Origin of the sequence: Nitrosomonas ureae (assembly GCF_001455205.1) — a bacterium.
Lineage (GTDB): Bacteria > Pseudomonadota > Gammaproteobacteria > Burkholderiales > Nitrosomonadaceae > Nitrosomonas > Nitrosomonas ureae.
The window spans coordinates 2,179,135-2,199,699 of the sequence record NZ_CP013341.1; the positions used below are offsets into that span (position 1 = coordinate 2,179,135).

Sequence of the window (20,565 nt, forward strand, 5' to 3'; positions counted from 1 at the left end):
AATTGTTCCCGTATAAATGGCTGTAAAGTTATCTTATTGAGATTCTCAGAAATAGATTAGGCTTTAGATGATGTTTACCTATCGTCGTGAGTTCACCTCGTTTGTCAGCATAAATCCATTTCTTTAATGTTCTCATTGTGTAATGGCAGCCGTTTCTCTGCTTTAACCAGAGTTAATCCGTTTTCTTTAAAAAAACTTAATTGATTGTTACCGAATTTCCTGACTATATTGTCTATGCGGCAACTCCATCCTCATCCTTCATTTCATCTCTTCATTTTATGAAACTTCGGACTTCTTGAAAATCAGCATACCTCGCTCAGCGCATTCAGTGCTTTTCCGATTTTGCGGCTGCCGTAGCTATTGCTGGATTGCGCTATGTCCTGAACCGTCTCAAACTTGAGTTGCTTGATTCTCGTCTTCAACTGCCGGATTTCTTCCTGCTCCGGTGTCAGTTTCCCATTGCTCGAAATGCATCATCAGCATCATCCGCCTGGTTTTCCTTGATCCGCTTCCTCCGCATATTGGCATTGATTGCTAGGCTTCGAGATACTGTCGATGTCGTATGGCCCTGATCCAGTGCCAAGCTAAATGCATTCAATTTGAATTCCTTTGTATATTGCTTTCCCATTACTAATTCTTCCACCAGTTAAAGCTATTTTCTCTTAACCGCGCTATCCGGGTTTATTAAACCATGTCAGTATGGTGTAATTAACTTCTTTTATTCAATCTTTCTTAAATCCAGAGTGTATTTTAATTATGACAAATATTGGTTTTATCGGTCTGGGTATTATGGGGAAGCCTATGGCAGGGCATTTGATCAAGGGTGGACATAGTCTTTTTCTGCACTCGCGCAGCAGGGTCCCCGGAGATTTAGTTGCACTGGGTGGAAGGGAATTTTTTTCACCTAAGGAAGTAGCACAGCACGCAGATATTATTATAACTATGTTGCCGGATACGCCAGATGTTGAGAAAGTCTTGTTTGGCGAGAATGGTATTATCGAGGAATTGAGGCTTGGTTCGGGGCAGGTTAAAACGATTGTGGATATGAGTTCGATTTCGCCACTGGAAACGCGAAAATTTGCAGCGCGTATTAATGCGCTGGGTCATGATTATGTGGATGCGCCCGTATCTGGTGGTGATGTCGGAGCGCAAAATGCAATGCTGACGATCATGGTGGGTGCGAATGCGACAGTGTTCGAAAAAGTAAGACCTATTCTTGGATTGTTAGGAAAAAATGTAGTTCATGTAGGGGAAAACGGTGCGGGCCAGGTTTGTAAGATTGCCAATCAAATTATTGTGTCTTCAGCGATCGAAGCAGTGGCCGAAGCGCTTTTGTTTGTATCCAAGGCAGGAGTAGATCCGGATAAAGTTCGGCGAGCATTGTTGGGTGGTTTTGCGGCTTCTCGGGTACTGGAGGTACATGGGGAACGCATGATTAATCGATGTTTTGAACCCGGTTTTCGTATTGAATTACATCAGAAAGATTTGAATATTGCGTTGGATAGCGCATCCGCCTTGGGTGTAAGCTTGCCGAATACTGCAACGGTGCGTGAATTATTTTCTGCTTGCCTCGCACATGGCGGTGCAAAATGGGATAATTCTGCTATTGTAAAAATACTGGAAAAACTTGCTGATCACGAAATCCGAAAACACCTGGAATAATTAACCACATGGCTCTACAAGAACTTGTTAACAAACTGCGTATGATATTGCCGCATGAGGCGGTGCTATACGAAGTCGAAGATTTGAAACCTTATGAATGCGATGGTTTATCAGCGTATCGGGCTTTGCCGCTGGTGGTTGTGTTGCCGTACACGGAAGAGCAGATCATCAAAATTTTGCAGCTTTGCCATGCAATGAGAACTCCTGTAGTGGCACGAGGCGCTGGTACTGGTTTATCGGGAGGCGCACTTCCGCATACACAAGGTGTTCTACTGTCATTGGCGAAGTTAAATCAAATCGTTGCGATAGATCCACTGGCGTGTACGGCGCGTGTACAGCCGGGGGTCAGAAATCTGGCGATTAGTGAAGCAGTGGCGGTGTATGGTTTATATTATGCACCAGATCCTTCGTCGCAGATTGCTTGCTCGATTGGCGGCAACGTGGCGGAAAATTCCGGTGGCGTGCATTGCCTGAAATATGGTCTTACTGTGCACAATATTGTTAAATTGCAGATTGTGATGATTGACGGAGAGCAACTGGAAATAGGGGGTGAGGGTCTGGATAGTGCGGGATATGATTTGCTCGCGCTAATGACTGGAAGTGAAGGCATGCTCGGTATAGTCACGGAAATTACCGTGAAACTAATCCCAATGCCGGAAAAAGCGCAGTTGGTGATGGCGGCATTTGATGATGTGATCAAGGCAGGCAACGCAGTGGCGAATGTGATTGGCGCAGGTATCATCCCGGCAGGGATGGAAATGATGGATAAAATTACTATTCATGCAGTGGAAAAGTTTTTACATGCGGGGTATGACCTGAATGCGGCGGCAATTTTACTATGCGAATCCGATGGCAGCGCAGAAGAAGTGACCGATGAAATCAAGCGAATTTATGCCATTATGCAGCAAAGCGGCGCAACCAAAATCAGTACCTCGCGCGATGAAGCCGAGCGCCTGAGGTTTTGGGCCGGGCGGAAAGCGGCATTCCCAGCCGCGGGCAGGGTGTCGCCGGATTACTATTGCATGGATGGGACGATTCCGCGCAAACGATTAGCCGATGTACTGCGCGGCATTGAGAAGTTATCCCAGGAATATGGGTTACGGTGTATGAATGTGTTTCATGCCGGAGATGGTAATTTACATCCTCTGATTTTATATGATGCTAATCAGGCTGGTGAACTGGAAAGAACAGAAGAGTTTGGTGGAAAGATACTGGAGATGTGCATTCATGCAGGTGGTACGATAACCGGGGAACATGGCGTGGGAATGGAAAAAATCAATCAGATGTGCGTCCAATTCGGTAAAGGTGAGTTGGAAATGTTTCATGCAGTAAAGGCGGCATTTGATCCGATGGGATTGCTGAATCCCGGTAAGGCAGTTCCCACTTTACATCGTTGTGCGGAATTGGGTGCTATGCATGTGCATCGAGGTGAGGAAAGATTTGCGGAATTACCGCGATTTTAGAATCTATGCAACAAGTTATTATCGATCAGTATAAAGCAGTCATTCATACTGCATCTGAGAACAAATCCCCATTGCAAATACGTGGCGGCGGCACCAAGCATTTTTATGGTAATTCCTCATTTGGGCAGGGGGATATAGTGTTGGATACGACGACGTATCATGGCATTATTGATTACGAGCCGACAGAGTTAGTGATTACAGCATGCGCGGGAACACGCTTAACGGATCTGGAGTCTTTGTTGGAGCAGCATGGGCAAATGCTAGCATTCGAGCCATCCCATTTCGGCGCTAATGCGACTTTGGGCGGTTGTATGGCGACTGGTTTATCGGGTCCGCGGCGTGCAGCTGCGGGTGCGGCACGTGATTATGTATTGGGCATGCGGTTACTCGACGGGAAAGGTAGAGATTTACAGTTTGGTGGGCGAGTGATGAAAAATGTTGCTGGTTATGATGTTTCCCGATTAATGGTGGGAGCCATGGGTACTTTAGGTATGTTGCTGGAAGTTTCATTGAAGGTTTTGCCAAAACCAATGGTTGAAATAACATTGCAAATGTCTATGGCTGAAGCTGCAGCAATTGAGAAAATGAATCAATGGGCCGGCAAGCCGCTGCCGATTTCGGCAACTTGTTATGTGGAAGGTATGTTATTTCTCAGGTTGTCCGGTGCTGAATCAGCAGTGCGTGCAGCGCAGGCAAAATTGGGGGGTGAAGAGCTGGTTGGAGGCATGGACTTCTGGCAATCGGTGCGTGAGCAGTGGCATGATTTTTTTCAATCAGATAAGTTTCTATGGCGTTTATCGATTAAATCAACAACAGTACCGATTTTACTGCCTGGGAAACAATTGCTGGAATGGAATGGCAGTTTACGGTGGTTGCTTTGCGACGCAAGCGTAGATCAGGAGATTATTCGTAAAATAGCTAAAGATGCGGGTGGTCATGCTACTTTGTTTCGTAGTCATGAGTTTCGCAATGCTGTATTTCATCCATTGGATCCGGTTATGATGAAAATTCATCGTTTGCTGAAAAAGCAGTTTGACCCCTTAAAAATCTTTAATCCCGGCCGACTTTATCCAGAATTTTAAATGCAAACTAAGCTTGCTGATTTTATAAAGAATTCGCCGCAGGAACAGGAAGCGGATGCCATTCTACGCAGTTGTGTACATTGTGGTTTTTGTCTGGCTACTTGTCCCACTTATCAGATTCTGGGGGATGAGCTGGATAGTCCGCGCGGTCGTATTTATCTGATGAAGCAGATGCTGGAAGGGCAATCGGTAACGCAAAAAACGCAATTGCATCTGGATCGCTGTCTCACTTGCCGTGCCTGTGAAACAACTTGCCCATCAGGAGTACGTTACGGTGCCTTGGTGGATATCAGCCGTGGTATTATCGAGAAACAGGTAAAACGTAATCTTGGATCAGCAGTTTTTCGTTATACATTGCGAAAAATATTACCTAATCCATTGTTGTTCAATATATTATTTAGAATGGGTCAGATCGTTCGCCCATTCTTATCACGAAGTCTCAAAAGAAAAATTCCGGTTAAGTCTGGCTCTATCAATGCATGGCCTGCAGAGCGGCACGCGCGCAAGATGCTGATTCTTGCTGGTTGCGTGCAACCCTCATTGGCGCCTAATATTAATATCGCTACTGCACGGGTACTCAACAGCTTGGGCATATCACTGATCAAGGCTGAAAATGCAGGATGTTGCGGTGCGGTTACTTTTCATTTGAATGCTCAGCAAGATGGGCTTAATTATATGCGGCGTAATATTGATGCTTGGTGGCCTATAGTTGAGCAAAAAGAGATCGAAGCGATTGTGATGACGGCCAGTGGATGTGGTGTAACGGTTAAAGAATATGGACATTTATTAAGTCATGATCCGGATTATGCGGAGAAAGCTGCAAATATTTCAGCTTTGACCAAAGATATTAGTGAAGTGTTACTAGCTGAAACCGGGAATCTGCAAAAATTGATCAAATTGAGATTAGAGCCGAATCACACGAAATTATCTTTTCATTCTCCCTGTACCCTGCAGCATGGCATGAAAATTCGTGGAGTAGTGGAGCAAATTCTGACTCTTGCTGGTTTTGATTTAACCGTTGTGCCCAATGCACACCTGTGTTGCGGTTCAGCAGGTACTTATTCAATTTTACAGCCTGAGCTTTCGCAGCAATTATTGAAAAACAAAGTCATTGCTCTTGAATCCGGAAAACCGGCTAAGGTTGCTACTGCGAATATCGGGTGTTTGATGCATCTGCAAAACGGCACATCAGTACCTGTTAAACACTGGATTGAATTATTGGACGAACGGTTAACCTGCCACAACGGTTAAAGTTTCATTATCTATCAGTGAATGAGCTTGATTCGGGCAGCAAAGATGCGCATAAGCACAAACTGAGATAGATTTAATTTTCCGAACTCAGTCAGCGCTTTATCGGAATGAAGTATTTGTTCTTTTCTTTGTGGGAAGATAAAGGAACCCCGCAGTTTTTTAGTTTCTGATAAAATCACCGTTTAAAAACAGAATAAAATTTATATGGAATTATCACTATTTCAAGATCATTTTTTGCTCAGATTAGAAAATTTACTCTTTGTTATTACTGCAGTAGTCAGTGGATCGTTGTTGCTATGGCCAATGTTTACACAGCGTGGCATAAAAGAAGTTGATACGCGCGCCGCTGTGCAATTGATCAACTATCAGGATGCACTAGTGCTTGATGTTCGTGATGATAGTGAGTATACCGCGGGTCATTTACCGAACTCCAAGCATATTCCGGCTGAAAAAATTGCGGAACGCTGGACAGAGATTCAGAAGTTTAAAGAGAAACCCATTATCGTAATATATCGCGGTGGTATTCGATCGAATAATCCCAGTTTGGTTTTGAGGAAAAATGGCTTTGCTCAGGTAATTAATCTCATGGGCGGCATTGACGCATGGAAGCGCGCTGGTTTGCCTATTGCCAAGCGCTAAAGAATCCTATGTCCAAAGTGATTATGTATACGACAGGCTTCTGCCCTTATTGTAAAATGGCGGAAAGCCTATTGCGTTCAAAAGACGTTGAGGTAATTGAGAAAATTCGTATTGACCTGGAGCCTGATCAGCGTGTTGAGATGATGGATAAAACCGGTCGCCGCACTGTTCCGCAGATTTATATCGGTGGGCACTATGTGGGAGGTTATGACGATTTAACACAACTTGATCGTAAGGGGGAGTTGGTGGCATTACTGGCAATGTAATCACATAATCAGTACATTTAAGCGATTTAAATATAAGTTAACTTTTTATTCACCTGGATATTAATTATGAGTGAGCAACTACAACCAGTTTTTGCCATAGAAAAAATTTATGTAAAGGATTTGTCTTTGGAGATTCCCAATGCACCCAATATCTTTTTGGAAAGGGATACACCTGAGATTAATCTGCAACTTGGAACTAGAAATCAGAGTATTGATAATGGATTATACGAAGTGCAGTTAACGGTAACGGTTACCGCAAAGATTAAAGATAAAATAATGTTTTTGGTTGAGGCTCAACAGGCCGGTATTTTTCGTATTCAAAATATTTCGAATGAGGAAATAGATCCGGTTCTGGGTATTGGATGTCCTAATATTCTTTTTCCATATTTGCGTGAGGTAGTATCGGATATTGTGACTAGAGCCGGTTTTCCGCCAGTGATTCTTAATCCGGTAAATTTTGAAGCGATCTATCAACAAAAAAAAGCAGAACCCAGTACACACTAAAAAATTGAAAAATAGAAGTAATTTGACAATGAAAAAAGAATTCCAAGATCTGACACTTAGATTGGAATATAAAATGCTGGCTGCAATGATGAGCATAATGTTTTTATATCCTGGGTATGTCACAGCTGACATGGAATTTTTTTCAATAGCTGAGAATGCAATCATTATGTATGACGCTCCGTCGCTACAAGCTGATAAATTATTTGTTGCGGGTCGTCATCTGCCAGTTGAAGTCGTAGTGGATGTCGATGGATGGGCAAAAATCCGTGATAGTAGCGGGAGTCTTGCGTGGGTTCAAAAGAAAGATTTGAGCCAGCAACGCTATGTCATTGTGACAGTGCCATTGGCTGATGTTCACCAGTCTGCTGATGTTAAATCGGAATTAATATTTCAAGTTGAAGAGAATATCGTTATGGAGTGGATGCAGTCGGATATTCAAGGGTGGGTAAAAGTGCGGCATAGAGACGGTCAGGCAGGCTACATCAAAGTCAATCAGGTTTGGGGTTCATGAAGATTGCTGTACTGGGCGCAGGTGCATGGGGTTCCGCATTAGCAATTAGTTTTTCTGCACGTCATCAAATAAATTTGTGGACAAAGGATCCAGACCATGCGAGTGACATGGATAGCAGGCGCATTAACCAATCCTTTTTGCCAGAGCATTCGTTACCTGAGGCGCTAAATATTACCTCGCAACTCACTGAAGCGCTTGATAATGTTGATCTTGCTTTGCTTGTTGTTCCCATTGTAGGTTTACGCGAAACTTTACGAACTATCGCTGCGAGCAATATCAGAGTGCCGCTTATATGGGGATGTAAGGGCTTAGAGACAGGAACCGCTTATCTGCCCCATCAGATCGTTGCGGAAGAATATGACGTAACGCTTTCTCGCTGCGGGGTTTTATCGGGCCCTAGTTTTGCAGAAGAAGTTGCACGAGGGTTACCGACAGCTTTAACATTTGCTTCTACCGATCATGAATTTTCAAGCAGAATATCAGTAGAATTACATAGCTCAAGACTGAGAATCTATACGAGCGAAGACATTATTGGTGTGGAAACTGGAGGTGCGATAAAGAATGTAATTACTATCGCCGCAGGTATTTCTGACGGCATTGGGTTTGGTCACAATGCGCGTGCCGCATTAATCACACGTGGATTAATGGAAATCACTAGACTGGGACTTAGCCTGGGTGGAAAGATGGAGACTTTTATCGGGTTGGCGGGGGTAGGTGATTTGATTCTGACAAGTACTGGCGATTTATCACGGAATAGGCAAGTAGGATTGATGTTAGCCGCAGGGAAAACATTACACGATATTTTAAATGAGCTTGGGCATGTTGCTGAAGGTGTGCATGCAGCGCTATCAGTGCTGCAGTTAGGTAAAAGATTAAATATTGAAATGCCCATCACACAGGCAATTTGCAGTATTTTACATGAAGGTGTGTCAGCACGGCGTGCTGTCGAGGTGTTGTTAAATCGTGAGCAGAAATCAGAAATTTATTGATATTCAATGGATGCGTGAGAGCGTGGGTAACTTTTACTCTATTTTATAGAATGTTGTTTTTATATGTTTTTATTCGTGTAACATAAAATATGTTTTTTCGTGGCGTTGATCAATCAAATAAATGATGCTGACGAAATGCCTTAATTTGCTTGACCGTGCGTTAACGGCTTGATATAAGTGCGACTGCAGTATTTGCTTGTGATTTAATTACCATTAAACTTAGAAGGGGAATTATATGAACAAATCCGAACTTATTGAAGCTATCGCAAAATCGGCTAAAATTTCCAAAGCCTCGGCAGGAAGTGCATTGGATGGAGCATTAACTGCAATAAAGGGAGCGCTTAAAAAGAATGAGAGTGTAACTTTGGTCGGATTTGGGACTTTTAAAGTAGGTACACGAGCTGCGCGTACGGGTCGTAATCCTCGTACCGGCGCAGCTATTAAAATCAAAGCGGCTAAGGTTCCTAAATTCAGTGCTGGTAAAGCGCTCAAAGATGCAGTAAACTAGCGCACTTTCTGATTGGGGTGCTTAGCTCAGCTGGTAGAGCGTCGCCCTTACAAGGCGAATGTCGGCGGTTCGATCCCGTCAGCACCCACCAATCAATAGCCAGTTTTGGAGTGGTAGTTCAGTTGGTTAGAATACCGGCCTGTCACGCCGGGGGTCGCGGGTTCGAGTCCCGTCCACTCCGCCAAAAACAAAAATGAGTATAGAATTTTAATTCCCCGAGTTTTTTCCACTAAAATAGTTTTTGCAGATTCTAATTGTGTTTGATCTAGTCAATCGAAAAAAGCGTGTTGTTCAAGTAATTCTGGGCTTAGCAGTGTTACCCTTTATGTTTTGGGGTGTGGAATCCTATAGGAATGATGGTAGCGAAGGTTATGTTGCGGTCGTCGAAGGTGAGGAAATCTCTCGGCGAGAATATGAACAAGCATTACGTGATCATCATGAAAGAGTACGGGCTATGCTTGGTGCAAATTTTGATAGCGCAATGCTTGATAATTTTGAAGTGAAAAATTCTGTACTTGAAAGACTGATTCAGCAGCGGTTATTGTACCAAGAAGCTGTTAAAAATGGCTTCGTTGTTTTGGATTCACAGCTAATCAAGACAATTCAAGATGTCCAGGCATTCCAAAAGAATAATAAGTTCTCCAAACAGCAGTATGAAAAATTGTTGCTTAATCAAGATCTTACGCCTGCAATATTTGAGTTGCGTGTACGTAATGAATTATTGCTGCAACAATTACTTGATGGATATAGTGAAAATGCCATTACGCCAAGAAGTACTACTGAGAGAGTACAGTATCTTAGTGAGGTACGGCGTGAAATCAGTCAATCGAAAATTGCACCGGATCAGTTCCTATCTCAGGTCATACCTGAAGAAGCAGATATTGCGGCTTATTATGAGCAGCATAAAATAGATTTTGATTTGCCGGAACGTGCCAAAGTTGAATATCTGGTTTTGTCCTTGGATAAGGTAGCAAAAAATGAGTTTGTGAGTGACGAGGCGATCAATACATATTTTTCAGAACATCAATCGGAGTTTGGTCAATCTGAGGAGCGTAAGGCTAGTCACATATTAATCAGTGTATCCACAGATGCGCCAGAGGAAGAAAAGCGGATAGCGCGAGATAAGGTTGAGAGGATTTTGGAGCAGGTTAAACAAGACCCTGATCAATTCGCAGAAATAGCCAAGGAGCATTCAGATGATCCCGGTTCAGCCATGCGAGGAGGCGATCTTGGTTTCTTTGGCCATGGTGTTATGGTTAAATCTTTTGAAGATAAGATTTTTTCGATGCAATTGGATGAAATCAGCGACATAGTGGAGACAGATTTTGGTCTGCATATAATCAAATTAACGGCAATTAAGGAAGAGCGGCATCCAGATCTGGAAGAGGTTCGTGAACAAATTGAGAATACGCTCAAAGTTGAAATGGTAAAAAGTGTTTTTGGTGAGATTGTTGAAGACTTTAGCAATGTTGTTTATGAACAGGGTGAAAGCCTGCACGCAGCAGCGGAAAAATTTGAACTAATCATCGAGAAGAGTGATTGGATTACAAGAGATTCAAAAGAGCCTGCGATCCTTGCCAATGAAAATTTGTTATCAGCAATTTTCTCAGATGATGTTATTTCAAATAACCGCAACACGGAAGCTATCGAGGTTAACCCTGATACATTTGTTTCTGCTCGAATTATTGAATATAAACCGGCTACTTCGCAATCGCTAGCAGTTGTGAAGGATGAGATTGTGGAGAAACTCAAGAAAGAGATGGCTGTATCAATGGCTGTAGCAGAGGGACAAGAAAGGCTTGCCCGATTGCAGGCGGGGGAGGTTCTTGATGATGTTGCCTGGGATGATGCGCAGTTGATTTCTTATATGCAGCCACAAGGATTAGATCATGAGGCTTTACGGGCTATTTTTCGAGCAGAAGTTGATGAACTTCCGGCTTATGTCGGTGCGGTTAAGCCGGAAGGCGGATTCAATTTGATACGAATTAGCAAAGTCGTAGAACCTGGGTCAGATGAAACAACAACGCCTGAAAACTTCGCTAAACAATTGCAGCAGATGATAACGCAGGAAGAAATATCGTCTTATCTGGCTGCAATCAGACAACGGTATGATGTCAAAATTAAACAGAATAATTTCTGATTTGGGTTAATCACTGAGATTAAATGCAACTGTATTGAAGCCTGCGTCTACATAAGTTATCTCACCGGTAATTCCACTAGCCAGGTCGCTGCATAAAAAGGCGGCGACATTGCCGACTTCTTCGATGGTGACATTTCGCCGTAGCGGGGAGACCTTCTCGGTATAACCTAACAATTTTCCAAAGTTTCCAATACCGGAAGCTGCCAGAGTTTTAATTGGCCCGGCAGAGATAGCATTAACGCGTATTCCTTTCTGACCCAAGCTGGAAGCCATGAAGCGAACATTTGCTTCAAGACTGGCTTTGGCTAACCCCATTACATTGTAGTTGGGCATGACGCGAACGGCGCCTAAATAGCTTAATGTTAAAAGTGCGCCATTTCTATCTTGCATTAATGGCAGAGCAGCTTTAGCAAGAGCTGAGAAACTATAAGCACTGATGTCGTGCGCAATTTGAAAAACCTCTCTATTAACACTTTCCAGGTAATCTCCACTTAGGGCTTCTCGGGGTGCAAAGGCAATCGAATGGATAATACAATCCAACCCATCCCAATGTTTCTGCAGTTGCTCAAAGCACATCGATATTTCATCGTCGCTAGCTACATTGCAGGGAAAAAGTAAGTTGCTGTCAAATTCAGCGGCCAGCTTCTCAACCCGTCCACGAAGTTCTTCACTTTGATAAGTGAACGCTAATGATGCATCTTCGCGTTTCATGGCCTTGGCGATACCATAAGCAATTGAGCGATTACTGAGTAATCCAGTGATGAGCACGCGTTTATTTGCGAGAAATCCCATAAATTTTCCTTGTAAAGTTGAGCATTTTGGCAAATTATAGCCGAAGGGTTGAATAAGGTGGCGTTAAACACAAGAATAAGTTGAAGATGCGAGTATCATTATTGACTTTAAACAGATTTGGGCAAGTCGCGTTCGCAATGAAAATTTTATTAATTAAATTTTGGCTATTGATTGTTATTATTGTGCAATTAGCTGCATGTGGCGAGTATGGTTGGAATAATCCTTATGCTGCATCGGATGCAGGGAAAAATATTCTTTATAGCGTATTTAGTGAACGCCCTAAGCATCTTGATCCAGTACAATCTTACAGTTCAAACGAAATCCAGTTTACTGCCCAGATTTACGAGCCTCCACTGCAGTATCATTATTTGAAACGACCTTTTGTTTTAATTCCGGCGACTGCGGAAGAAATTCCGGTTGTGAAATATTTTGACGCCGAAGGTAATCAACTGCCGGATGAAGCGCATTCCGACGATATTGTTTATAGTGTTTATGAGATCTCGATTAAACCAGGAATTTCCTTTCAACCACATCCGGCTTTTGTAATGAATGAGCAAGGTGATTGGTTATATCATGCACTAAGCGAGGATGCATTAACATCGATATTTAAGCTGTCCGATTTTTTATATACGGATACTAGAGAGTTGGAAGCCGAAGATTATGTATATCAGGTTAAGCGTCTGGCTCATCCAAGATTGCATTCTCCAATATACGGACTCATGGCGGATTACATAGTAGGGTTGAAGGACTACGCTGTTAAATTGAAGCACGCTGAACAAAATCGAGCTGAGGGAGAAACATACTTGGATCTGAGGAAGTATCAGTTAGAAGGGATTAAACTAATTGACAAATATACTTATAGCATAAAGATACATGGTAAGTACCCTCAATTTCTATATTGGTTGGCTATGCCTTTTTTTGCACCGATTCCTTGGGAAGCAGATCGCTTTTATGCTCAGCCGGGATTAGTGCAGAAAAACATAACACTAGATTGGTATCCGGTTGGTACAGGTCCCTATATGCTCACTGAAAACGATCCCAACCTGCGCATGGTGTTAGAAAAAAATCCGAACTTTCGTGAGGAATACTATCCGTCAATTGGTATGGCTGAGGATGAGAAAAATGGGTTGCTCAAGGATGCAGGAAAAAAACTGCCATTTATTGACAAAGTTGTTTATACCCGCGAAAAAGAAAGCATTCCAAGGTGGAATAAATTTTTACAAGGCTATTATGATGTCACTGGCATAGGCTCAGATAGTTTTGATCAAGCGGTTCAGCTAGTGGGACAAGGAGAGGCTACAGTAACTCAAGAAATGGAAGAGCAAGGGATCAGATTGGAAACAACCGTGGCGGTGTCAACTTATTACATGGGTTTTAACATGTTGGATCCTGTGGTGGGTGGGAGAAATAAACGTGAACGTGAATCAGCTAGAAAGCTTCGGCAAGCAATTTCGATTGCGGTAGATTATGAAGAATTTATTTCAATTTTTGCAAATGGTCGTGGGATACCTGCACAAAGCCCGATTTCGCCTGGAATTGTGGGTTATCGTGATGGCCGAGCAGGTATTAATCCCATAGTATATGACTGGATTGGTGATCAGCCACAGCGAAAATCAATAAAAACTGCCAAGATTTTGCTTGCAGAGGCGGGATATCCAAATGGAATTGATCGGAAAACGGGGGCGCCATTAATTTTGTATTTCGATGTGACAGCGCGTAGTTCTGAGGATAGATCCAAGCTTGATTGGATGCGTAAGCAATTTCAAAAATTAAATATACAATTGGTAGTCAGAAGTACAGATTACAATCGTTTCCAGGATAAAATTCGAAAAGGTAATGCACAAATCTTCGAATGGGGGTGGAATGCAGATTACCCTGATCCGGAGAATTTCTTGTTTTTATTATATGGTCCTCAACGTAAGGTCGGAAATAGCGGTGAGAATGCTGTAAATTATGATAATGAAGAATATAATCAGTTCTTTGAGAAGATGAAGAATATGGAGGACGGACCGGAACGTCAGCTGATCATAGATCGTATGGTAGAGATATTGCGTTATGATGCGCCTTGGTTGTGGGGATATCATCCCAAAGACTATGGTTTGTATCATTCGTGGTATCAGAATGTTAAACCTAATAGAATATCGAATAATAATCTCAAATATTTCAAAATTGATGCCAATTTGCGAGAGACTAAGCGTCGGGAATGGAATCAGCCGGTGTTTTGGCCTATTGCATTAATATCATTTATTCTGGTGATCAGTATTATCCCTGCCGTAAGGGCTTTCCGTCGTCATGAAAGTAGTGCTGCGCTACGTGCAGCCTGAATTTACAATAAGCTACTGAGAATGTTGAGTTATATTGTTAGACGTTTGTTTTATGCGGTACCGATTTTAATCGGGGTTAATTTACTTACATTCACTTTGTTTTTTGTAGTGAATACACCTGACGATATGGCGCGCATGCAGTTGGGTATCAAGTATGTTACGCCCGAAGCAATTGAAAAATGGAAAGTTGAGCGAGGTTACAATAAACCTCTATTGTTCAATTCCGAAGCTGAGAAACTGGAAAAGCTGACGAATACCATTTTCTTCGAGAAATCAGTTTCAATGTTTATCTTTGAGTTTGGGCGTTCCGATGATGGTCGGGATATCGCACGAGAAATTAAATCGCGCATGATGCCAAGTCTTGCCATTGCGTTACCTGTATTTATACTGGGGTTGCTTGTGTATGTCACTTTTGCATTGTTGATGGTTTTTTTTCGTGCTACCTATATCGATTTCTGGGGCGTAGTTCTATGTGTGGCGTTGATGTCTATTTCAAGCTTATTTTATATTATCGTTGGACAGTTTTTAGTAAGCAAGTTATGGCATTGGGTGCCCATATCGGGTTATGGAACTGGATTAGATGCAACCAAATTTTTGGTGCTGCCGGTGTTAATTGGAGTCATTAGTAGTGCTGGATCGCATATTCGTTGGTATCGTACAATATTTTTAGAGGAGATGAATAAAGAATATGTGCGTACAGCTAGAGCGAAAGGGCTATCGGAGCGTATCGTTTTATTCAGGCATGTGCTTAAGAATGCATTAATTCCAATCCTAACTGGTGCGGTTGTTGTGGTGCCTCTATTGTTTTTGGGCAGTTTGCTAGTCGAGTCTTTTTTCGGCATCCCCGGGCTTGGCAGTTACACGATTGATGCAATTAATTCACAGGATTTTGCAATTGTCAGAGCGATGGTTTTTTTGGGCTCAATGCTTTATATCCTGGGCCTGATTCTAACCGATATTTCTTATACGTTTGTTGATCCTAGGATTCGACTTACTTAGGTTTGATTTTCTACGACAGAATTTGTCAAGCCATGTGTTTCTAGTTTGTATTAATGATTTCTGAAATATTATTGGTTTTTTATATTGCTTAATATAAAACAAGATTGACTTATGAAGGCAATATATTCATAATCTCCCGTTTCGTTCGGAGGGGTTCCCGAGCGGTCAAAGGGATCAGACTGTAAATCTGACGGCTCTGCCTTCGAAGGTTCGAATCCTTCCCCCTCCACCAAATTAAGAAGAGTAGTAATAATAGTTTTAGGGAGTGGGAGCCCTGCTTTGATGGGTAGATTTTGCGCTTTCTTACAGAGTTTGTAATGCGGGTGTAGCTCAATGGTAGAGCAGAAGCCTTCCAAGCTTACGACGAGGGTTCGATTCCCTTCACCCGCTCCAGGTCTGAGTGGTATCAATTGTAATTAATGGTTGTTTATGTATGCTTGCCCATGTAGCTCAGTGGTAGAGCACTCCCTTGGTAAGGGAGAGGTCGCCAGTTCAATTCTGGCCATGGGCTCCATAGGTTAAATGAATTTTATGGTTAAAGCACGTAAAGGGGAAACAAGACATGGCAAAGAGTAAATTTGAGCGGTCGAAGCCACATGTGAATGTTGGAACGATAGGGCACGTGGATCATGGTAAGACTACGCTTACAGCGGCAATTACGACGATATTGACGAAGAAGTTTGGTGGAGAAGCTAAGAGTTATGATCAAATTGACTCTGCACCGGAAGAACGTGCACGCGGAATAACCATAAATACAGCTCATGTTGAATATGAGACGGATAAGCGTCATTATGCTCATGTGGATTGCCCGGGCCATGCGGATTACGTAAAAAATATGATTACTGGTGCGGCCCAAATGGATGGGGCGATATTGGTGGTATCTGCAGCCGATGGTCCGATGCCGCAGACGCGGGAACATATTTTGTTGGCGCGCCAAGTGGGTGTTCCTTACATTATTGTGTACATGAATAAAGCAGACATGGTTGATGATGCGGAGCTGATTGAATTGGTGGAGATGGAGATACGTGAACTGTTATCGAAATACGATTTTCCTGGTGATGATACGCCGATTATAGTTGGATCAGCGTTGAAAGCGCTTGAGGGGGACCAAAGTGATATTGGTGAGGCTTCCATTCTGAAATTAGCAGATGCGCTGGATAGCTATATTCCACAACCGGAGCGTGCTATTGATGGTGCCTTTATTATGCCGGTTGAAGATGTGTTTTCAATATCTGGTCGCGGAACGGTTGTAACGGGTCGCGTAGAGAGAGGCATAATCAAAGTGGGTGAAGAGATCGAGATAGTAGGTCTCAAGCCGACACTAAAGACAGTATGCACAGGAGTTGAAATGTTTCGTAAGCTTCTGGACCAGGGGCAGGCAGGAGATAACGTGGGGATACTTCTGCGTGGCACGAAGCGTGAAGAGGTGGAGCGGGGTCAAGTATTGGCGAAACCGGGCAGTATATCGCCCCATACTAAATTCACGGCGGAGATTTATGTATTAAGCAAGGAAGAAGGTGGAAGGCACACTCCGTTTTTTCCTGGCTATCGCCCACAGTTTTATTTTAGAACGACAGATGTGACGGGAGCGATAGAGTTGCCGGCGGGAACAGAGATGGTGATGCCTGGGGATAATGTTTCGGTAACGGTAAACTTAATAGCACCAATTGCAATGGAAGACGGATTGCGTTTTGCGATACGTGAAGGTGGAAGAACCGTTGGTGCGGGCGTTGTTGCTAAAATTATTGAGTAAGTATATTGATTCACGAAAGGCTGAAATAATAATTGTTTTTACATCGTTATAACTCCAGTAATGTTTCAGATAATAGGCCAGTAGCTCAATTGGCAGAGCGTCGGTCTCCAAAACCGAAGGTTGGGGGTTCGATGCCCTCCTGGCCTGCCATATAGGTAAGTAGTCGATTTTTAACTAGAAAGCAGTTATAAAAATAATTCAAGTAAAAATTCAAATGGCCATAGATATTTTGTTGAGTGTTTTTGTTTTTGTAAGGCATAAGGGATTCAAAAAGTGAATAAATTAAAGCTTTTGCTTGCGGTTGTTTTTGTTTTGGCAGGTGTCGCTGGATTCTTTTATTTGAATGAAAGCGCTATGGTTATTCGTGTTTTATCAATATTGATAGGGATATTGTCAGCAGCCATTATTGCTAAATTTACGACTCAAGGGCAAGACTTTTACGCTTTTTGTAAAGAATCCTCTGAAGAGATAAAAAAGGTCGTATGGCCAAGTCGTAAGGAATCCCTTCAGACATCTGGTGTAGTGTTTGCTTTTGTTGTTGTGATGGCTTTGTTTTTATGGCTCATCGATGCGGCTTTGATGTCTCTTGTGAAACTTATGATGAATCAAGATGCTTAAATTTCTCTGAGGAAAGAATGAGTATGAAATGGTATGTAGTTCACGCTTATTCAGGATATGAGAAAAGTGTGCAAAGAGCATTGAGAGATCGTATTGATCGGGCTGGCATGCAAGATAAATTTGGTCAAATTTTGGTGCCAGTGGAGGAAGTAGTTGAGATGAAAAGCGGGCAAAAGAATATTAGTGAACGAAAATTCTTTCCAGGGTATGTTTTGGTGGAAATGGAAATGTCTGATGATACCTGGCATTTGGTTAAGAATATAGACAAGGTGACGGGTTTTGTCGGTGGATCAGCTATGAAGCCAACACCAATAAGTCAAAAGGAAGTGGATAATATACTTCACCAAATCCAAGAAGGTGTGGAGAAACCAAAACCAAAAATCCTATTTGAAATAGGAGAAGCTATTCGTGTTAAGGATGGTCCATTCACTGATTTTCATGGCAATGTAGAGGATGTTAATTACGACAAAAGCAAACTCAGAGTATCGGTATCAATTTTTGGTCGACCCACACCAGTAGAATTGGATTTCAATCAAGTTGAAAAATCCTAAATAGTGTCTCTTCTTGAAATTAATAAACTGAAGAAAAGCTATGTGAGTGTTGATTGGTGTTATAGATAACTGGGGAGAGTGATTTATCACTCGTTTAACCCATAAGGAGAGCATAGTGGCAAAAAAAATAATTGGTTATATTAAATTACAGGTGCCAGCAGGTAAGGCTAATCCAAGCCCGCCAATTGGTCCTGCATTAGGGCAGCGGCAGTTAAATATTATGGAATTTTGTAAAGCATTTAATGCGGCTACGCAGAAAATTGAGCCGGGGTTGCCAGTGCCGGTAGTAATTACTGCTTATGCTGACAAAAGTTTTACATTTGTGATGAAAACTACGCCCGCATCGGTATTAATAAAGAAAGCTGCTGGAATAAGTAAAGGAAGTGCTAGGCCACATGTAGATAAAGTTGGGAAATTAAATCGTAATCAGGCAGAAGAAATAGCAAAAACAAAAATGCCGGATTTAACTGCAGCGGACTTGGATGCTGCAGTGCGCACTATAGCAGGAAGTGCACGCAGTATGGGCATAGAAGTAGAGGGTATATAAAATGGCACGTTCATCAAAGCGCTATATAACCATAGCAGAAAAAGTTAACCGCAATAAAATATATCAAATCGATGAAGCGCTTGGATTAGTTAAGGAAGCAGCTACGGCCAGATTTGATGAATCGATTGATGTTGCAGTAAATTTAGGGATAGATGCGAAAAAATCCGATCAAGCAGTGCGTGGATCGGTAGTTTTGCCCGCAGGAACTGGAAAAATAGTTCGTGTTGCAGTATTTGCACAGGGAGATAAAGCTAAAGAAGCGCAGGAAGCGGGAGCAGATATCGTAGGATTTGAAGATTTAGCAGCTGATATCAAGGCGGGAAATATTAATTTTGATGTCGCAATTGCAAGTCCAGATGCTATGCGTGTAGTTGGTCAATTAGGACAGATTCTAGGGCCACGCAGTCTGATGCCAAATCCAAAAGTAGGAACTGTGACTTCGGATATTGCGAGTGCTGTTAAGAATGCTAAAGCTGGGCAAATACAATTTAGAGCTGACAAAACGGGTATTATTCATTGTACGATTGGACGAGCATCATTCGAAATAGATGCATTAAAACGGAATCTTAAGGCGTTGGTTGATGCGCTTAATAAATCCAAGCCAATCTCATCAAAGGGTGTTTATTTAAGAAGAGTGTCTGTTTCTAGCACTATGGGCGTCGGTGTCAGAATAGACCAAACAAGTATAATGCAACAATAAAAACAGAACTTTGTGGGCTACTAATAAATATAAAGGTATATGATTTAGTAGGTTGTCAAAGACCGCTGGGGTATGTAAATAATAATCTGATTGTGGTTTTATTTAGAATACTTAAAATTTGTTTGCTGAGTGAGAAATAAAAGGTTTTATATATCTCTCAATTCAAGTGAAGACCCAGCGTAGATGGTGAACCCAAAACAGGAGTCTTGTTTTCCTGGTATAAGGTTGCCAATTTGTAGTACTTGGAAGTGATTAGTTTAATTATTCCAAGTGTTTTTTTACAGATGGAGAGTGAACCTTGAGTCTAAATCTTGAAGAGAAAAAAGCTATAGTAGCTGAAGTGAGCACTCAGATAACTAATGCTCAAGCTATTATCATTGCGGAGTATCGAGGATTAGAAGTTGGCCAATTGACTCAGCTAAGAGCAAAAACTCGTGAATCAGGAATTTATTTTCGTGTCATAAAAAATTCATTGGTTCGTCGTGCTGTTGCTGACACACCTTATGCTGAATTAGCCAAGCATATGGTGGGGCCTCTTGCTTATGGCATAGGTACCGATCCAGTAGCAGCTGCAAAAGTATTGCATGAATTTTCCAAGGGGAATGACAAATTCGTGATCAAAGTGGGTGCAATAGGAGAGCAGGTAATATCACGTGATGAAATTACTGCACTAGCTGCACTGCCGAGTCGTGATGAATTGTTATCTAAATTACTAGGAACAATGCAAGCACCTATAGCCAAATTTGTTCAAACGCTTAATGAAGTACCGACTAGATTTGTGCGCGGTTTAGCAATGGTGCGCGATAGCAAATAGCTTATCAGCTTTTATTTTTACAATAGCTTAATACAGGAAATTACCAGGAGATAATTATGGCCGTAACGAAAGACGAAATATTGGAAGCAGTTGCAAATATGACAGTGCTTGAATTATCAAAGTTGATTAAAGAAATGGAGGAAAAATTCGGAGTGTCTGCAGCGGCAGCGGCTGTTGCAGTTGCTGCTGCCCCTAGCGGCGGTGGAGCGGCGGCCGAGGCAGAGCAAACTGAGTTTGCTGTGATTTTGTCATCCGCTGGTGAAAGCAAAGTGAATGTTATTAAAGTAGTAAGAGCGGTGACTGGTCTAGGTTTGAAAGAGGCAAAAGATTTAGTTGATGGAGCACCAAAACCTGTTAAGGAAGGTGTATCCAAAGATGAGGCAGATTCAGTTCAGAAGCAGTTGGTAGAGGCTGGCGCTACTTGCGAAATTAAGTAGGAAAGGTAATAAATT

Annotated in this window: 21 protein-coding genes, 6 tRNA genes and 1 pseudogene; 26 read left to right on the forward strand and 2 right to left on the reverse strand. The window is 42.3% G+C overall.

Annotation, left to right across the window (positions count from 1 at the left end; genetic code table 11):
* Positions 1–389 precede the first annotated feature (389 nt).
* Positions 390–628: pseudogene (locus tag ATY38_RS16580) on the reverse strand (transposase); the annotation flags it as partial.
* Between the two features lie 128 nt (positions 629–756).
* Here ATY38_RS16580 and ATY38_RS09945 point away from each other — a divergent pair.
* The 13 genes from ATY38_RS09945 to ATY38_RS10005 all read left to right on the forward strand — a co-directional run bounded on the left by ATY38_RS09945 (position 757) and on the right by ATY38_RS10005 (position 11,015).
* Entirely contained in the window at positions 757–1,662 is a 906-nt protein-coding gene (locus ATY38_RS09945) for a 2-hydroxy-3-oxopropionate reductase (protein WP_062559166.1), read from the forward strand.
* Positions 1,663–1,670: 8 nt separating this feature from the next.
* On the forward strand, positions 1,671–3,125 hold the full coding sequence (locus ATY38_RS09950; RefSeq protein ID WP_062559167.1) for an FAD-linked oxidase C-terminal domain-containing protein: 1,455 nt from the start codon (positions 1,671–1,673) through the stop codon (positions 3,123–3,125).
* Positions 3,126–3,130: 5 nt separating this feature from the next.
* Complete coding sequence (glcE, locus tag ATY38_RS09955) at positions 3,131–4,207, forward strand: glycolate oxidase subunit GlcE (protein WP_062559168.1); 1,077 nt, start codon at positions 3,131–3,133, stop codon at positions 4,205–4,207.
* The gene (gene glcF / locus ATY38_RS09960) at positions 4,208–5,458 is read left to right on the forward strand and encodes a glycolate oxidase subunit GlcF (RefSeq protein ID WP_062559169.1); all 1,251 of its coding nucleotides are present in this window, start codon (positions 4,208–4,210) and stop codon (positions 5,456–5,458) included.
* Positions 5,459–5,662: 204 nt separating this feature from the next.
* Positions 5,663–6,097 (forward strand): rhodanese-like domain-containing protein, encoded by a 435-nt coding sequence (locus ATY38_RS09965; protein WP_062559170.1) that lies wholly within the window; start codon positions 5,663–5,665, stop codon positions 6,095–6,097.
* 8 nt (positions 6,098–6,105) lie between these two features.
* A complete protein-coding gene (gene grxC, locus ATY38_RS09970) occupies positions 6,106–6,363 on the forward strand; it encodes a glutaredoxin 3 (protein WP_062560173.1) in 258 nt (85 codons plus the stop codon).
* Positions 6,364–6,429: 66 nt separating this feature from the next.
* Entirely contained in the window at positions 6,430–6,867 is a 438-nt protein-coding gene (gene secB / locus ATY38_RS09975) for a protein-export chaperone SecB (protein WP_062559171.1), read from the forward strand.
* 28 nt (positions 6,868–6,895) lie between these two features.
* Positions 6,896–7,378, forward strand: a complete 483-nt coding sequence (locus tag ATY38_RS09980) for an SH3 domain-containing protein (RefSeq protein ID WP_062559172.1) — start codon at positions 6,896–6,898, stop codon at positions 7,376–7,378.
* Positions 7,375–8,367: an NAD(P)H-dependent glycerol-3-phosphate dehydrogenase gene (locus ATY38_RS09985; protein ID WP_062559173.1), complete on the forward strand. Its 993-nt coding sequence runs from the start codon at positions 7,375–7,377 to the stop codon at positions 8,365–8,367. The genes ATY38_RS09980 and ATY38_RS09985 overlap by 4 nt, the downstream gene beginning before the upstream one ends.
* A 235-nt stretch (positions 8,368–8,602) precedes the next feature.
* Complete coding sequence (locus tag ATY38_RS09990) at positions 8,603–8,875, forward strand: HU family DNA-binding protein (RefSeq protein ID WP_013648000.1); 273 nt, start codon at positions 8,603–8,605, stop codon at positions 8,873–8,875.
* A gap of 15 nt (positions 8,876–8,890) precedes the next feature.
* Positions 8,891–8,966: transfer RNA gene (locus ATY38_RS09995), tRNA-Val, on the forward strand.
* Between the two features lie 16 nt (positions 8,967–8,982).
* Positions 8,983–9,059 (forward strand) — tRNA-Asp (locus ATY38_RS10000).
* 72 nt (positions 9,060–9,131) lie between these two features.
* Positions 9,132–11,015 (forward strand): SurA N-terminal domain-containing protein, encoded by a 1,884-nt coding sequence (locus tag ATY38_RS10005; protein WP_062559174.1) that lies wholly within the window; start codon positions 9,132–9,134, stop codon positions 11,013–11,015.
* Positions 11,016–11,021: 6 nt separating this feature from the next.
* On the opposite strand, the gene ATY38_RS10010 is transcribed toward ATY38_RS10005, so the two are convergent.
* Positions 11,022–11,807 (reverse strand): enoyl-ACP reductase FabI, encoded by a 786-nt coding sequence (locus ATY38_RS10010; RefSeq protein WP_062559175.1) that lies wholly within the window; start codon positions 11,805–11,807, stop codon positions 11,022–11,024.
* Between the two features lie 137 nt (positions 11,808–11,944).
* On the opposite strand from ATY38_RS10010, the gene ATY38_RS10015 reads away from it, so the two are divergent.
* The 13 genes from ATY38_RS10015 to rplL all read left to right on the forward strand — a co-directional run bounded on the left by ATY38_RS10015 (position 11,945) and on the right by rplL (position 20,550).
* On the forward strand, positions 11,945–14,131 hold the full coding sequence (locus ATY38_RS10015) for an ABC transporter substrate-binding protein (protein WP_062560174.1): 2,187 nt from the start codon (positions 11,945–11,947) through the stop codon (positions 14,129–14,131).
* A 21-nt stretch (positions 14,132–14,152) separates the two neighbouring features.
* Positions 14,153–15,130, forward strand: a complete 978-nt coding sequence (locus ATY38_RS10020) for an ABC transporter permease (RefSeq protein ID WP_062559176.1) — start codon at positions 14,153–14,155, stop codon at positions 15,128–15,130.
* Between the two features lie 147 nt (positions 15,131–15,277).
* Positions 15,278–15,362 (forward strand) — tRNA-Tyr (locus ATY38_RS10025).
* A gap of 87 nt (positions 15,363–15,449) precedes the next feature.
* Positions 15,450–15,523 (forward strand) — tRNA-Gly (locus tag ATY38_RS10030).
* A 46-nt stretch (positions 15,524–15,569) separates the two neighbouring features.
* Positions 15,570–15,644, forward strand: a tRNA-Thr gene (locus ATY38_RS10035).
* A 48-nt stretch (positions 15,645–15,692) separates the two neighbouring features.
* The gene (gene tuf / locus ATY38_RS10040) at positions 15,693–16,883 is read left to right on the forward strand and encodes an elongation factor Tu (RefSeq protein ID WP_013647103.1); all 1,191 of its coding nucleotides are present in this window, start codon (positions 15,693–15,695) and stop codon (positions 16,881–16,883) included.
* A gap of 74 nt (positions 16,884–16,957) precedes the next feature.
* Positions 16,958–17,033, forward strand: a tRNA-Trp gene (locus ATY38_RS10045).
* A gap of 123 nt (positions 17,034–17,156) precedes the next feature.
* Complete coding sequence (gene secE, locus ATY38_RS10050) at positions 17,157–17,501, forward strand: preprotein translocase subunit SecE (RefSeq protein ID WP_062559177.1); 345 nt, start codon at positions 17,157–17,159, stop codon at positions 17,499–17,501.
* Between the two features lie 17 nt (positions 17,502–17,518).
* On the forward strand, positions 17,519–18,052 hold the full coding sequence (gene nusG, locus ATY38_RS10055) for a transcription termination/antitermination protein NusG (protein WP_062559178.1): 534 nt from the start codon (positions 17,519–17,521) through the stop codon (positions 18,050–18,052).
* Positions 18,053–18,167: 115 nt separating this feature from the next.
* The gene (gene rplK / locus ATY38_RS10060) at positions 18,168–18,599 is read left to right on the forward strand and encodes a 50S ribosomal protein L11 (RefSeq protein WP_062559179.1); all 432 of its coding nucleotides are present in this window, start codon (positions 18,168–18,170) and stop codon (positions 18,597–18,599) included.
* Position 18,600: 1 nt separating this feature from the next.
* Positions 18,601–19,299: a 50S ribosomal protein L1 gene (gene rplA, locus ATY38_RS10065; protein ID WP_062559180.1), complete on the forward strand. Its 699-nt coding sequence runs from the start codon at positions 18,601–18,603 to the stop codon at positions 19,297–19,299.
* A gap of 298 nt (positions 19,300–19,597) precedes the next feature.
* The gene (gene rplJ / locus ATY38_RS10070) at positions 19,598–20,113 is read left to right on the forward strand and encodes a 50S ribosomal protein L10 (protein ID WP_062559181.1); all 516 of its coding nucleotides are present in this window, start codon (positions 19,598–19,600) and stop codon (positions 20,111–20,113) included.
* A gap of 56 nt (positions 20,114–20,169) precedes the next feature.
* A complete protein-coding gene (gene rplL, locus ATY38_RS10075; RefSeq protein WP_062559182.1) occupies positions 20,170–20,550 on the forward strand; it encodes a 50S ribosomal protein L7/L12 in 381 nt (126 codons plus the stop codon).
* The last annotated feature ends 15 nt before the right edge of the window (positions 20,551–20,565 follow it).

Bases quoted from the DNA above. Each gene is read 5' to 3' on its own strand.
- ATY38_RS09945 (WP_062559166.1), top strand. From the start codon at position 757: ATGACAAATATTGGTTTTATCGGTCTGGGTATTATGGGGAAGCCTATG.
- ATY38_RS09950 (WP_062559167.1), top strand. From the start codon at position 1,671: ATGGCTCTACAAGAACTTGTTAACAAACTGCGTATGATATTGCCGCAT.
- glcE (WP_062559168.1), top strand. From the start codon at position 3,131: ATGCAACAAGTTATTATCGATCAGTATAAAGCAGTCATTCATACTGCA.
- glcF (WP_062559169.1), top strand. From the start codon at position 4,208: ATGCAAACTAAGCTTGCTGATTTTATAAAGAATTCGCCGCAGGAACAG.
- ATY38_RS09965 (WP_062559170.1), top strand. From the start codon at position 5,663: ATGGAATTATCACTATTTCAAGATCATTTTTTGCTCAGATTAGAAAAT.
- grxC (WP_062560173.1), top strand. From the start codon at position 6,106: ATGTCCAAAGTGATTATGTATACGACAGGCTTCTGCCCTTATTGTAAA.
- secB (WP_062559171.1), top strand. From the start codon at position 6,430: ATGAGTGAGCAACTACAACCAGTTTTTGCCATAGAAAAAATTTATGTA.
- ATY38_RS09980 (WP_062559172.1), top strand. From the start codon at position 6,896: ATGAAAAAAGAATTCCAAGATCTGACACTTAGATTGGAATATAAAATG.
- ATY38_RS09985 (WP_062559173.1), top strand. From the start codon at position 7,375: ATGAAGATTGCTGTACTGGGCGCAGGTGCATGGGGTTCCGCATTAGCA.
- ATY38_RS09990 (WP_013648000.1), top strand. From the start codon at position 8,603: ATGAACAAATCCGAACTTATTGAAGCTATCGCAAAATCGGCTAAAATT.
- ATY38_RS10010 (WP_062559175.1), bottom strand. From the start codon at position 11,807: ATGGGATTTCTCGCAAATAAACGCGTGCTCATCACTGGATTACTCAGT.
- ATY38_RS10015 (WP_062560174.1), top strand. From the start codon at position 11,945: ATGAAAATTTTATTAATTAAATTTTGGCTATTGATTGTTATTATTGTG.
- ATY38_RS10020 (WP_062559176.1), top strand. From the start codon at position 14,153: ATGTTGAGTTATATTGTTAGACGTTTGTTTTATGCGGTACCGATTTTA.
- tuf (WP_013647103.1), top strand. From the start codon at position 15,693: ATGGCAAAGAGTAAATTTGAGCGGTCGAAGCCACATGTGAATGTTGGA.
- nusG (WP_062559178.1), top strand. From the start codon at position 17,519: ATGAGTATGAAATGGTATGTAGTTCACGCTTATTCAGGATATGAGAAA.
- rplA (WP_062559180.1), top strand. From the start codon at position 18,601: ATGGCACGTTCATCAAAGCGCTATATAACCATAGCAGAAAAAGTTAAC.
- rplL (WP_062559182.1), top strand. From the start codon at position 20,170: ATGGCCGTAACGAAAGACGAAATATTGGAAGCAGTTGCAAATATGACA.